Annotated in this window: 10 protein-coding genes; all 10 read left to right on the top strand. The window is 41.6% G+C overall.

Annotation, left to right across the window (positions count from 1 at the left end; translation table 11 throughout):
- Positions 1-315 precede the first annotated feature (315 nt).
- Positions 316-1,500: a PLP-dependent transferase gene (locus tag KSX81_RS28685; RefSeq protein WP_004319722.1), complete on the top strand. Its 1,185-nt coding sequence runs from the start codon at positions 316-318 to the stop codon at positions 1,498-1,500.
- Between the two features lie 134 nt (positions 1,501-1,634).
- Entirely contained in the window at positions 1,635-4,874 is a 3,240-nt protein-coding gene (locus KSX81_RS28680; RefSeq protein WP_004302254.1) for a SusC/RagA family TonB-linked outer membrane protein, read from the top strand.
- 27 nt (positions 4,875-4,901) lie between these two features.
- The gene (locus KSX81_RS28675; RefSeq protein ID WP_217725515.1) at positions 4,902-6,350 is read left to right on the top strand and encodes a SusD/RagB family nutrient-binding outer membrane lipoprotein; all 1,449 of its coding nucleotides are present in this window, start codon (positions 4,902-4,904) and stop codon (positions 6,348-6,350) included.
- Between the two features lie 69 nt (positions 6,351-6,419).
- Positions 6,420-7,070, top strand: a complete 651-nt coding sequence (locus KSX81_RS28670) for a LuxR C-terminal-related transcriptional regulator (protein ID WP_117513591.1) — start codon at positions 6,420-6,422, stop codon at positions 7,068-7,070.
- Positions 7,071-7,142: 72 nt separating this feature from the next.
- Positions 7,143-8,012 (top strand): 23S rRNA (adenine(1618)-N(6))-methyltransferase RlmF, encoded by an 870-nt coding sequence (gene rlmF / locus KSX81_RS28665; RefSeq protein ID WP_217725514.1) that lies wholly within the window; start codon positions 7,143-7,145, stop codon positions 8,010-8,012.
- Positions 8,013-8,127: 115 nt separating this feature from the next.
- The gene (locus KSX81_RS28660; RefSeq protein WP_032848778.1) at positions 8,128-8,907 is read left to right on the top strand and encodes an N-acetyltransferase; all 780 of its coding nucleotides are present in this window, start codon (positions 8,128-8,130) and stop codon (positions 8,905-8,907) included.
- 141 nt (positions 8,908-9,048) lie between these two features.
- Positions 9,049-10,806, top strand: coding sequence for a helix-turn-helix domain-containing protein (locus tag KSX81_RS28655; RefSeq protein WP_217725513.1), 1,758 nt, complete (start codon positions 9,049-9,051; stop codon positions 10,804-10,806).
- 64 nt (positions 10,807-10,870) lie between these two features.
- Positions 10,871-11,233, top strand: coding sequence for a DUF488 domain-containing protein (locus KSX81_RS28650; protein ID WP_004305785.1), 363 nt, complete (start codon positions 10,871-10,873; stop codon positions 11,231-11,233).
- An 83-nt stretch (positions 11,234-11,316) separates the two neighbouring features.
- The gene (locus tag KSX81_RS28645; protein ID WP_004305786.1) at positions 11,317-12,549 is read left to right on the top strand and encodes a Cof-type HAD-IIB family hydrolase; all 1,233 of its coding nucleotides are present in this window, start codon (positions 11,317-11,319) and stop codon (positions 12,547-12,549) included.
- Complete coding sequence (locus KSX81_RS28640) at positions 12,546-13,661, top strand: isochorismate synthase (RefSeq protein WP_217725512.1); 1,116 nt, start codon at positions 12,546-12,548, stop codon at positions 13,659-13,661. Before KSX81_RS28645 ends, KSX81_RS28640 begins: the two co-directional genes overlap by 4 nt.
- Positions 13,662-13,676: the final 15 nt, after the last annotated feature.

The following is a 13,676-nucleotide window of genomic DNA, read 5'->3' as shown; positions in this document are numbered from 1 at the left end:
CTCTCTCCGCTTCAATTAATAGATAAATCCCTGTAAAGTAGTACTTTACGGGGATTTTTTTATTTGTGTATGTGAATAAGATAAGCATAAAAAGGGGCGGTTTCTGTTGAAATAGAAAATAACACTATTTGAACTGTTTATTTTAGAATAAACACTCTTTTTTCAGATTAAATTTATCGGTTTAAAGAATATTATTCCAAAATGCTTATTATCAGTTAAATATCTGTTTTTATCTACTGTCGGATTTCAGTTTTTATATCTACCTTTGTTCTTATTGTACGAGATTTGATAGTTATAATATTAATGAATAGAATGATGAAAAAACAGACCCAAGCGATTCATACGCAGTTCCAAAGAAGAGATGCTTACAATTCTCTCAGTATGCCGGTTTACCATACAGCGGCTTATGAATTTGACAATGCTGATGACATGGCTGATGCTTTTTGCGGGCGGACAGATGCTCCGGATTACTCCAGAGTGATGAATCCCACAGTGACTTTTTTTGAGAATAAGGTGAAGGAACTTACGGGGGCAGCAGAAGTCATAGCCCTCAATTCCGGTATGGCGGCTATTAGTAATACATTATTTTCAATTGCAGCTGCAGGAAAGAATATAGTTACATCGCGTCATTTGTTTGGTAATACTTATTCGTTTATTGCTGGTACATTGTCCCGCTTCGGGGTGGAACCTAGATTGTGTGATTTGACAGACATTGGAGCAGTAGAGAAAGTAGTAGACAGTAATACCTGCTGCATTTATGTGGAGATTATCACCAATCCGCAGATGGAAGTGGCGGATTTACAGGCGCTCTCACGGATAGTTCATGAAAGGGGAATTCCTCTCATCGTTGATACTACGCTTATTCCTTTCACAGAATTCGATTCACATAGCTTAGGCGTAGATATTGAAGTGGTTTCCAGTACCAAATATTTATCAGGGGGAGCCACTTCCATTGGTGGTTTAGTAATTGATTATGGTACATGTCCGGGATTCGGTAAACGTATGCGTACAGAGATGTTACTCAATCTGGGAGCTTATATGACTCCTCATGTGGCCTATATGCATACTATCGGATTGGAAACATTGGACGCGCGATATCGGATACAGTCTGCCAATGCCGCTATGTTGGCTGGTAAGCTTCGCATATTATCTGCTGTCAAACGTGTGAATTATGTGGGGCTGAAGGATAATTCATACTACGCTTTGGCACAAAGACAGTTTGGTCCGACTGCCGGTGCTATGATTACGATAGACCTGGAAAGTAAAGAGGCATGCTTTGCTTTCATCAACCGACTGAAATTGATACGTCGCGCTACTAACTTGTTTGACAATAAGACGCTTGCTATTCATCCTGCAAGTACTATTTTTGGACCGTTTACTGATAAACAGCGACAGGACATGGATGTGTTGGATACGACTATCCGTTTCTCAATTGGTTTGGAGGATGTGGATGATCTGTTTGACGATGTCAGACAGGCTTTGAATAATAAAAAGGATTAGAAGCAAAAATCTGAAAGTCATACACGCAACTGTAAATATACCGCAAATATGGTATATAAAATGCCATTCATACGGGATTTATCAGTTTGTATATATCTAATACCTTTGCCCCATCATTTTAACAGTAAACAATAATGGGTAAAAGGATTCATTTATTTTTGCTTGCTCTTGCAATAGGAGTGATACAAGGGGCAGCACAGGTGACAACAGTGCGGGGCATCGTCACCACAGAAGAAGATGGGGAGCCGGTTATCGGTGCCTCAGTTATAGTGAAAGGAACTTCATTGGGTACCGTAACTGATGTCAACGGGAGATTTGAACTGAGTGGACTCCCGCCATCAGCCACCCGGCTGCTAATCTCTTACATTAGTCTGATGGCAAAAGAGGTAGCTATTGCACCACAGGTATCGGTAACACTGAAGAGTGATACGCATCTGCTGGATGAGGTAGTAGTAACGGCTTTGGGTATTTCACGCGAGAAAAAGGCATTGGGCTATACGGCACAGGAAGTAAAACAGGATGCTTTGGTGCAAGGGAAAGATAATAATCTGTTAAATTCGTTGAGTGGTAAGATAGCTGGTGTGCGTATTACCAATACACAAGGAGATGTTGGTTCCAGTCGCATCGTTATTCGTGGTGAAACTTCTATTGCAGGTGAGAATCAACCGCTTTTTATTGTGGATGGAATCCCAGTGGATAATTCGCAGCTTAATGCACGTTCCAGCGGACGTGATTTTAAAAATGCAATAGCAGACCTGAATCCGGAAGACATAAAAACACTTACTGTATTGAAAGGTCCGAATGCCGCTGCCCTTTATGGTGCGCGTGCTGCTCACGGTGCTATTGTCATCACTACTAAGGGAGGAGACAAAAGGCAGAAAGGGATAGGGATTACATTACATTCTTCCACGCAAGTCTCTTTTGTTGCTACCTTGCCGGAGTTTCAAAATCTTTTTGGACAAGGGGCAGGGGGACGGTTCAGTTATGTAGATGGCAAGGGTGCAGGTGTGAATGACGGGGTAGACGAAAGCTGGGGACCACGTCTTGATATTGGTTTGTTGATTCCTCAGTTCGATAGCCCATTGGACGCTGACGGTAATCGTGTGGCTACTCCCTGGGTATCCCATCCCAACAATGTACGCGATTATTTTCGCATGGGTATTTCTACAAACAACGGTATTTCTGTTGCCCGTGGAGACGACAAATACCAGTTCCGTGTAGGATATAACTACGAAAAACAAGTCAGTATCGTTCCTGATGCTGGAACTAATAAGACGAATATCAGCCTAAATACGGATTACCATCTGGCAAAATGGATTGTGGTGGGAGCTACAGCCAATTACATCGTTTATACAGCTCCCAGTTTGCCGGGGTCAGCTACCCCCTCGGGCAGTAACGTACGTTCTAACAGTCCTATGCTTCAGTTCTTGTGGTTCGGACGTCAAGTGGATACGAACTCATTGAAGGCGGACTATACTCGCAACTGGAATTCAAGCTATTACGACAATCCTTTTTGGAGTGCTTCTTATAATACACAGAGTCAGGAACGTCATCGTCTGATAGGTGATCTGCATGCCGAATTCCGTCTGACAGATGGGTTGAATGTGCGTTTTCGTACTAGTACCGACTGGTATAATGACCGGAGGAAATCCAAAGTAAAATGGGGGAGTGCAGGTGCCGGTTCGCCTTACGGCAGTTATGCTGAAGATGCCTATACGGTGAAAGAGAATAACACAGAAGTATTGGCGACTTATATCAAACAGTTGAATAAAAATTGGGGAATTGACGCTCTTCTGGGTTTTAATGTACGTAACAAACAATATGAGAATAATTATCAGGCTGCTCCCCGTTTGGCGGTTGCTGATCTTTATACATTGACTAACTCGCGTGATCCGCTCACTTCGTCCAATGATTTCTACCGTTTACGGCAATATGGCCTTTACGGTTCCATACAACTGGATTACCGTCGTTGGGCTTTCTTGAATATAACAGGACGGAACGATTGGTCGTCTACACTACCTGTGGACAACAATTCTTATTTCTATCCTTCGGTGACGGCTAGTGTGTTGCTTTCTGAAGCTTTCGGGTGGAGAAGTAAAGCTGTTAACTACCTAAAAATACGTGGAGGATGGTCTCAAGTGGGAGCAGATGCCAATCCTTATCAATTGGCAACGGTCTTTACTTCAGAAACAGCTTTCAATGGGAATCCACTTCAAAGTTCTTCTACCATTGGTATGAATCCGAATCTAAAACCGGAGAAGACGTCATCTATAGAAGCTGGTTTCGAGGCGGCTTTTTGGGACAATCGCCTATGCTTGGATTTCACTTACTATAAGACCGATAGTCGTAATCAAATATTGAAACTAGCTACTACTGCTGCCAGTGGGTACACGTCGCAGGTGCGTAATGCCGGACATATCCGTAATCGTGGCTATGAAATACAATTGGGCGCTGTTCCTATACAAACATCGAAAGGGTTTCGTTGGAATCTGGATTTGAATTATGGTGCCAACAGCAGCAAGGTTGTCAAATTGGATGATGAAGGTTTGATTACGAGTTACCGGCTCTACTCGTCTGGTATTCAGATACTGGCTTCAGTGGGCGAAGCTTATGGAACCCTGTTCGGCACTTCATACGTGCGTGATGCTAATGGAAACGTTGTGGTGGATGCTAACGGTCTGCCTAAGATTTCGACCACTAATAAAACGTTGGGGAAGTTTACGCCCGACTGGACAGGCGGTATCAGTAACACTTTCAGTTATCGTTCGTTAAGTCTTTCTTTTCTGATAGATGCAAGTGTAGGTGGTTCTATTTTTTCCAACACTAATAAAACTGGAAAATATACCGGTGTATTAGCTAACACATTATCGGGCCGGGATGCCGAGCACGGTGGCTTGTGGTATTATACTGCCGCCATGGGTAACAATGTACGATTACCAGAATCTCCTTCTTATTCCGTATCCTCTGATGGACTTTACTATGCCCAGGTCAATGGGCAATCCACCCGTGTGTATCAGGATGGCATTATGGTAGAAGGAGTGACGGAAAGTGGTTCTAAGAACGAAGAGGTTGTATCTGCCGAGAAATACTACCATCGTATTTACAGTATTGCTGAAGCTAATGTATATGATGCTTCTTACGTGAAACTGCGAGAAGTCGCTTTGAGTTACCGTCTACCTCGCTTGTGGACGCAGAAACTGCATTTGCAAGAAGCTTCCGTTACACTGACGGGACGTAACTTGTGGACTATTTATAAGAGCGTCCCTAATATAGATCCGGAATCGGCTTTGACTACTGGAAACGCACAAGGAGTAGAAGCCTATTCATTGCCTACAACACGTTCCTTTGGTGTGAACCTTTCCGTGAAATTCTAAATGTGAACTTTTAAATAATAGGATAAGATGAAAAGAAGAATATATTTTTTATATATAATATGGGTACAAGTGGTTGCCATTTCTCTATCATCGTGTGATGATGAATTGACTGATATCAACCGCAACCCCAATGCCACTGAAAATCCACAGCCGGCTTATTTACTTGCCGCTGCACAGTATCATGCCGCCAATCTTTATTGGGGAAGTAGTACGAACTATAATTCTACTCTGTTGTGGGTGCAACATTGGGCTAAAATACAATATACAGAGCCAGATTGCTATAATGTGGATAATGGCAGCTTTACCACTACGTGGGACACCGGCTATGCAACGCTAATAACTGACTTGAATGCTATTATCAGTTCGGAACTCGGAAATGATAATTATCGAGGGATAGCTACAGTGTGGCGTTCGTGGGTTTACCTGTTGCTGACCAATCTGTATGGAAATATACCATACAGTGAATATGCACAAAGTGTAACACCCGCTTATGATTCACAAGAGATTGTTTTGCGCGGGCTTTTGGAGGAGTTGATCGCTGCTGACCAGTTGCTTTCTACCACAGGAGGAACGGTAGAAGGGGATTTGATTTACGGAAATGATATTATCCGCTGGAAACAATTGGCCCACTCCCTACGGCTACGTATCGCCCTTGAATTAGCTGACCGGGATGAGGATACAGCGCGTCGGGTTATTGCTTCCCTTTGGGATAATCGTAACAGTGTAATAGATAGCAATGATGCTATAGCCCGTTTTGTTTTTACTTCTTCACCACAATGGAATCCATGGGCATCTGCTTTCAATTCACGTGATGATCAGCGGGTATCAAAAACGTTGATTGATAAACTGAATGAATGGAATGATCCGAGAATTGGAATTTTAGCCCAGCTACCTCAAGACGAAAGTGTGAAAAACTATGTAGGAGCTGCCAATTCCTTATCTGCTGATGCCGCTAATAATCAGGGATTTAATAAAGTTTCCCGTCCCGGTACTTATTTTTTGAAAGATAGCTCTCCGGCTGTATTTTATACGTATGCCGAGGTCTTGTTTATCTTTGCAGAATCCGCTGCACGCGGCTGGATAACGGCTGATGCGGAAACGCTCTACCGCGAAGCTATTACTGCTTCATTGAATCAGTTTGGCATTATAGACAATCGTATAATCGATTCCTATTTACAGCAGGAGGCAATTCGGTTCGACGCCGCACATTGGTATGAATCTATCGGCTGGCAGAAGTGGATCGCTTATTATGGACAGGGACCCGATGCTTTCACTGACTGGCGCAGGCTCGGTTATCCCCAGCTTATCCCTGGTCCCGATTCCGTTTTGGGTTCCGGAGAGTTACCTCGTCGCTTTTTTTATCCCGTAACGGAACAATCACTGAATGGTAAGCAGTATCAGATTGCCATATCCCATCAGGGAGCAGATGAGATTACTACCCGTTTGTGGTTTGATGTAGCTAATAAAGAACGATGATACCTCCGTGTCTCCGGGCTGCAATATGCGTTTGAAAAATATCCGTTGAATTTAAAAATCAGAATAACAATGAACACTGACATTACATTTATCATAGCAGATAATCAGGATATAACCAGAATGGGAATGCATGGATATATTTCCGCTATATTCAGTGGATGTCGCATGATAGATGTGACAGACAAGAAAGAGCTCATGCTTGCATTGGTAGAATGTAATGACAGTGTCGTTATACTTGACTATACACTGTTTGACATCAATGGTATAGAGGAGTTTCTTATTATAGAAAAACGTTTTCCGAGAGTTCGTTGGATATTGTTTTCCAATGAATTGAGCGAAGACTTTATTCGTAGGATGAGTATAGCAAGGAATATTGGTATGATTTTGAAAGAGAACTCCGGTGAGGAAATTCATTCTGCATTGATGTGTACAGCACACGGGGAGCGATTTCTTTGTCATCAGATAACCAATTTATTGATAATCGGTTCCGACAAACCGGAAATTCATTCTGTTTTGACTGTTACGGAGATTGACATTCTTAAATTAATAGCACATGGGAAATCTGTGAAAGAAATAGCATTGGAAAGAACCTCAAGCATTCATACTATTATCACCCATAAAAAGAATATTTTCCGGAAGTTGGGTGTGAATAATGTATATGAAGCAACTAAGTATACTTTACGCGCCGGGCTGATTGAAATGGTAGAATATTATATATGATATTCAGAAGAGTGTTAGGATAAGAGTTAAGAAGAATTTGTAGGCAGGAAAATTCTCTGTATCTTTGCCCGCATGGCAAAAAAAGGTGAGTTACATATAAGAAATAAGCACAATGGTCAGTATGATTTTCCATTGTTGATGGAAAATTATCCTCCATTAAAGAGATTCGTATCGCTCAATCCCCTCGGAATACAAACTATAAACTTTTTTAATCCGCAAGCGGTGAAGGCTTTGAACAAAGCATTATTGGTAACTTATTATGGCATCCGGTATTGGGACATACCGAAGCAATATTTGTGTCCGCCTATTCCCGGAAGGGCGGATTACATTCATTATATTGCCGATCTTATCCAGCCGAACGGAACAACACCGGATTTACCGGCAGGAGATGCTAATGGACAGAAGTCTAAATGTAGATGTCTGGATATTGGGGTAGGTGCAAATTGCATTTATCCGATCATAGGACACACTGAATATGGATGGACCTTCGTTGGTACTGATGTTGATCCGGTTTCGATAGAAAATGCACGAAAGATAGTGACTTGCAACCCTGTGTTGGCTCATAAGATTGACTTGCGACTTCAGAAAGATAGTAAGAAGATTTTCGATGGAATTATTATGCCTGATGAGTATTTTGATGTGACAATATGCAATCCTCCGTTTCATAGTTCGCGTGAAGAGGCGGAAGACGGAACGTTACGCAAATTAAGCAGTCTGAAAGGTACGAAGATAAATAAAGTGCAGCTAAATTTCGGCGGGAGTGCGAATGAACTTTGGTGCGAGGGCGGAGAAGTTCGTTTCTTATTGAATATGATTTCCGAGAGCCAAAAATATCAGAAGAACTGCGGATGGTTTACGAGTTTGGTTTCTAAAGAAAAAAATCTGGAAAAGTTATATACCAAATTAAAATCGGTGAATGTGTCCGAATATAAAGTTATTTGAATGCAGCAGGGAACTAAAAGTAGCAGGATATTAGCTTGGCGATTTGCTACCAACTCATAACAATGAGTGAATATCGAACTGTTATTTGTTTAACCTATTAATTAAATAGAATATGATGGAAACCAATTACATCACTTTGACAAAGGAGAATATTGCAAACGAACATATATGCTGTGCTTTTTCAGATAAGAAATGCAAGGATAGTTATGAACTCAAAAAAGAATGGCTGAAGAAAGAGTTCGATAACGGCTATGTGTTCAGACGTATTGATGAACGGGCAAAAGTGTTTATCGAATACGGTCCTGCTGAAAAAGCATGGGTTCCGGTGAATGCTCCCAATTATCTGATGATAAACTGTTTCTGGGTGTCAGGTAAATATAAAGGTTGCGGACATGGTAAGGCATTATTGCAGTCTGCCATTGATGATGCAAAATTGCAGGGGAAAGATGGGCTTGTCACAGTGGTGGGCACTTCTAAATTTCATTTTATGAGTGACACGAAATGGCTGTTGCGACAAGGTTTCCAAACAATAGAAAAACTCCCTTACGGATTCAGCCTTTTAAGTTTGAAACTAAACCCGGCTGCTCCTGATCCTTCTTTTAATGATTGCGTGTTGAGCGGTGAGTGTCCGGATAAGGATGGAATAGTCGTTTATTATACCCATCGCTGCCCGTTTACGGAGTTTCACGTTCGCGGTTCTTTGGTCAGTGCTGCTAAGAGCAAAGACATTCCATTGAGAATAATTGAATTGGAAAGTATGGAACAGGCGCAAAATGCACCTACTCCGGCTACCATATTTACTCTTTTTTATAATGGCAAGTTTGTAACGACTGACTTAAGTGTATGCCTTGAAGGGCGATTGAGCAAAGCGTTGGACTGTGATTCAGGAGAATAGCTGACTTGGAACCATGTTACGTCTCTGATATGTTTAGCTAATGTTTCTTATTTTTATTTTGCAAATTTAAATTGTGTCTGCACATTTTTTGGAAAATACATACCTTTGGATAATTAATGATTAAACACGATTAAGAGTTTTATGCGTTTTTGGGTATGTATTTTTGTGCTTCTATTTGTACACAATCAATTTTCAAGGGCTGATAAAATTATAAATAATGACTCTTTGTATACAGAAAAATATATCAGAGATATTTATATTTCCAACCCCAAACGTGCTTTACAGTTGTTGGATGAGGCCGAAACCAGAAAAGCCTTCCCTCTGCGTCTGATTAATGAATTGCGCAGTTTGTCATATCGTAATATGTATATGAATAAACTAGCTTTTATGTATGCAAGGAAGTCGTACTTGCTTGATTCCATCTCTCAAAGAGAACCTAAGCACATGTTGAAGATGACGGTTTATTTAGCTGAACTTTCATCCATAATGAGTAAATATAATGAGAGCATGCATTATGCTCTTAGTGGAATTATGCAGGCTCAAAAACTGAAGGACAGAGAGGCGGAAGCTAGATTGCTTTTTTGCATAGGAGAGAATAATTGGAGGCTGTCATTGAAAGATGAGGCGTATAATTATTTTGGTCGTACGATTGAATTACTGCGTGGGTCAAAGGATATGAGAGAAATGATGCTGCTTTCCTATTATTATGGAACAGAGATGGGATTTTTAATGACAGATTCCCGTATTGATGAAGCTTTGGCTCTTGCTTATGAACGTGAAAAACTTCTTAAAAAATTAGAGAAAGTACCGGAGGTTCCCGAAGGCTACATTGATGGTCAATATAGCTATTTATATGCAAAATTGGCCTATATTTCTTATTTAGAAAAGAAATATACGCAAGCAGAAGGATATTATCAAAAATATCTGGCAATAAAAGAATCTCATACTCCGGATGGCAAGATGTATTCGATTCCTTATTTGATTCTTTCCAAACAATATGAGACAGTAATAGACAACTGTAAGGACTTTAAAGAATTGTTGAGAACACAGCGGGATACCTTGAACGCTCAATATTTGACTATACTTAATAAGGAAGTCCAGGCATATCTGGGGCTGAATCGTTATAAAGAAGCCGCAGAAATACGTGAAACCATCATTGCAATAACGGATAGCATTAACAGTACCGACAGGAAAAATGCTGCATTAGAATTGAACGCGATGTACGGTGCTTCCGAAAAAGAAGAATACATCGCCGAGCAAGCCTCACAGCTAAAAATAAGGAATGTTTCACTCTGCTTTTTGGCGTGTATTGTAGTGCTGACCCTGTTTATACTTTGGCGTTTGTGGCGTTTCAACCATATAATCGAGTATAAAAACAGGATGCTTGCCAAACTGATAAACGAGAAATTTGCCAATAAAAAAGATGGTAATCAGTTATTGGAAGTGTACGAGGAACAGGAGGTTTCATCAGAATTGGAACCGGAATTGATTTCTCCTGAAGAACAGGATGAACTTTTGGACGAAACAGACAAAGAAAGTGGGGAAGAAGAAGAGAACAAGAAAATATTCCAGGAATTAAATCATACAGTCGTTCAAAAACAGCTATATCTTTCTCCAGAGCTCTCAAGAGAAGATTTGGCGCAGATTGTACATCTGAATAATGCACGCTTTGCCCGGATGATAAGAGAATGCACCGGAACTAATTTCAATGGGTACATCAACGGACTGCGTATTAATTATGCGATCAAGCTAATGAAAAAATATCCTAACTATACCATACGTGCCATCGCTGATGAATCCGGATTTAATAGTGCCCCGATATTATATAACCTTTTTAAGAAAAAGACGGGAATGACTCCTTATGAATTTAAAAAAGCGCAGGACACATTGAGGAATTAAATAGTTCTACTAAACAATTTTCGTTTTTCCCGGTTTATCTATTGATAACTAAATATTAATGGAAATGATACAGGTAAGGATAAAGAGGGTTTACGAAGATTTTTCAGAAACAGATGGATACCGGGTGTTGGTAGATAAATTATGGCCACGCGGAATGAAGAAAGAATGGTTGAAATACGATTATTGGGCAAAAGACATAACACCATCCCCTACATTACGTAAATGGTTTCATGAAGATATTCCCGGACATTGGGGAGATTTTGTCACGCAGTATCAAAAAGAGCTGGATGCTTCTCCATCAATGGCTGATTTTCTGACTCTTATTAAACCACATCCGGTGATAACACTACTTTATGCTTCAAAAGAACCGGTGTATAATCACGCCCGAATTCTTCGCGATTATCTGGAAATGCGTTTGAGAGAGTGAAATTAAAGTAATTTTATCTGTTTACGCTTTCTGTCGTTCACTCAATTTCCTACCTTTGTAATCTAAATCAAAATCGTGTAATCATGAAGTATAAATTATTGGTTCTTGATGTAGACGGAACACTCCTCAATGATGCGAAAGAAATTAGTAAGCGTACATTGGCTGCCCTGTTGAAGGTTCAGCAAATGGGAGTGCGTATTGTGCTGGCATCCGGCAGACCGACTTATGGCCTGATGCCGCTGGCCAAGATGCTCGAACTTGGAAACTATGGAGGTTTTATCCTTTCCTATAATGGCTGTCAGATTATCAACGCACAAAACGGGGAAATTCTGTTTGAACGTCGGATTAATCCCGAAATGTTGCCGTATCTGGAAAAGAAAGCCCGTAAAAACGGTTTTGCCTTATTCACTTATCATGATGATACGATCATAACGGATTCTCCTGAAAATGAACATATCCAAAATGAAGCCCGGTTGAATGACCTGCAAATAATCAAAGAAGAAGAATTTTCTGCTGCCGTTGATTTTGCTCCTTGTAAGTGTATGCTGGTGAGCGATGACGAAGAAGCATTGCTTGGTTTGGAAGATCACTGGAAGAGACGACTGAATGGGGCGTTGGACGTATTCCGTTCGGAGCCCTATTTTCTGGAAGTAGTTCCCTGCGCCATCGACAAAGCCAATTCTTTGGGTGCTTTGCTGGAGGTGCTAGGTATGAAGCGTGAGGAAGTGATTGCTGTGGGCGACGGTGTGTGTGACGTAACAATGATTCAATTGGCGGGGCTGGGTATAGCTATGGGACATTCACAAGACTCGGTGAAAGCCTGTGCCGATTATGTGACTGCTTCGAATGAGGAAGACGGAGTGGCCGTTGCAGTGGAGAAGGCTATCATATCCGAAGTGCGTGCAGCCGAAATTCCCCTTGACCAACTGAATGCGCAGGCACGCCACGCATTAATGGGAAACTTGGGAATTCAATATACATACGCCGACGAAGATCGTGTAGAAGCAACAATGCCGGTAGACCATCGTACCCGTCAGCCTTTTGGCATTTTGCATGGGGGGGCTACTCTTGCACTGGCAGAAACAGTTGCCGGACTCGGTTCGATGATTCTTTGCCAGCCGGACGAGATTGTAGTAGGAATGCAGGTCAGCGGAAACCATATATCTTCTGCACATGAGGGAGATACCGTGCGTGCAGTAGGAACCGTTGTACATAAAGGACGTTCCTCCCACGTATGGAATGTAGACGTGTTTACTTCAACAAACAAACTGGTGTCTTCCATACGGGTAGTCAACAGTGTGATGAAAAAGAGATGACCGACGAAGAAATAAGTAATTTGACAACTATTGATGCATTTATTCAGCGGAAGCAGCCGTTTGCTGTTTACCGTATTCCCGGGGAGAAAGTTCCCCGTCTGTTGACACAGGCGGAAGGAGCGGTATGTCTGATATACGACCTGAAAGAACTGAATGGACAGAGAGGATTTGTTATCGCTCCGTTTCAGGTGAGTGAGACGTGTCCTGTCGTATTGATTCAACCCGATCAGTGGGGACAACCTTTGCCGATTGACAATGATACGGCAGAAGAACGGGAAGTCGCTTTGCGGATGCAAGGACAAGAATCGTTCCTGACTTCTTCTACGGAGGAATATGCCTCCTGCTTTCATACCTTTATAAATGCTTTGCGTGATAATACTTTTGATAAATTAGTACTTTCACGTCATCTTACTATTGATAAAGTATCCGGTTTTTCCCCTTTATCTATATTTCGTGCAGCGTGCAGGCGTTATATTCATTCATATATATACTTGTGCTACACTCCGCAGACAGGAATCTGGTTGGGAAGCACTCCTGAAATCATTTTATCAGGTGAAAAAGACGAATGGCATACGGTTGCGTTAGCCGGAACGCAGCCTTTACAAGATGGCAGACTGCCGCAAGTGTGGGATGAAAAGAACCGGAAAGAGCAGGATTATGTCGCTTCTTATATTCGTCGCCAACTCCTATCGTTGGGCATTCATTCTACGGAGAACGGGCCTTATCCGGCTTATGCAGGTGCTTTGTCACATTTGAAAACAGATTTCCGGTTTTCTTTGAAAGATAACAAAGGTTTGGGAGATCTCTTGAAAGTGTTGCATCCAACGCCTGCTGTATGCGGTTTACCGAAAGAAGAAGCCTATCGGTTTATATTGCAGAACGAAGGCTACGACCGCCGTTATTATTCCGGTTTTATCGGTTGGCTGGACCCGGAAGGGCGAACTGACATCTATGTGAATCTGCGCTGTATGCATATTGAAGATGAACAACTGACTCTTTATGCCGGCGGTGGACTACTGGCTTCTTCGGAATTGAATGACGAATGGCTGGAAACGGAAAAGAAGTTGCAAACCATCAAACGGCTGATTGCAACGCCTCCTTTAAAATCATAAACTACTAATAATTAT

Source organism: Bacteroides sp. MSK.18.37, assembly GCF_019129155.2.
In the GTDB taxonomy this organism is placed as follows: domain Bacteria; phylum Bacteroidota; class Bacteroidia; order Bacteroidales; family Bacteroidaceae; genus Bacteroides; species Bacteroides ovatus.
This window is presented reverse-complemented; position numbering and strand designations above follow the sequence as displayed.